The organism is Pseudomonas sp. AL10 (genome assembly GCF_029960685.1).
In the GTDB taxonomy this organism is placed as follows: Bacteria; Pseudomonadota; Gammaproteobacteria; order Pseudomonadales; family Pseudomonadaceae; genus Aquipseudomonas; species Aquipseudomonas lactis.
In genome coordinates, this window is record NZ_JASBQZ010000095.1 from 1 (window position 1) to 527 (window position 527).

The window sequence follows — 527 nt, forward strand, 5'->3', positions numbered from 1 at the left end:
GGGGGGCGAAAATAGAAACTGGCGATCTCATGGTCGTGATGACTGCGAATGACAACCGGCCCAAGTGCAAACCCCGCGCCTGCGGTTTCAGGGGTGACTTTGAAGATTTCCTTCGACAGCTTTAAGAGTTGGGCTTCAACGGGATCCGTATCGCCTTCGTATGATTGAGCCCTGAGCATGACGTAGACATCATCGATCAGCAGATGAGACTCATGAACGAATGTTTGGCGGCGTGTTGCCTGCTTGTAGTACTGCAGCAACGTTTCCCTGGGTGAGACAAATTTTGCCGACACCAGCATCGGCACATCTGAATTCTTATAGTTCTTGACTGCCGAAATCCGACGTGACCGCTCATTCAAGGCTGCATCAAATCGCTCCTGCGTCACGCGCTCCCCCAAGATCAAGACCTCAATGCTTGAGTGATCAGCTCCCAATCCGTAGTACAGCTTCACATCCCCGCCCCCCGTCCAGTTGGCGGGCAAATCTATCAGCCCACGGCCCAGCGCCCAGGTGCGCATGTTGCTGGT

The 527-nt window shown here is 54.3% G+C and carries 1 pseudogene; it reads right to left on the reverse strand.

The window, feature by feature from the left end:
• Positions 1-527: pseudogene (locus QK296_RS28950) on the reverse strand (hypothetical protein); the annotation flags it as partial.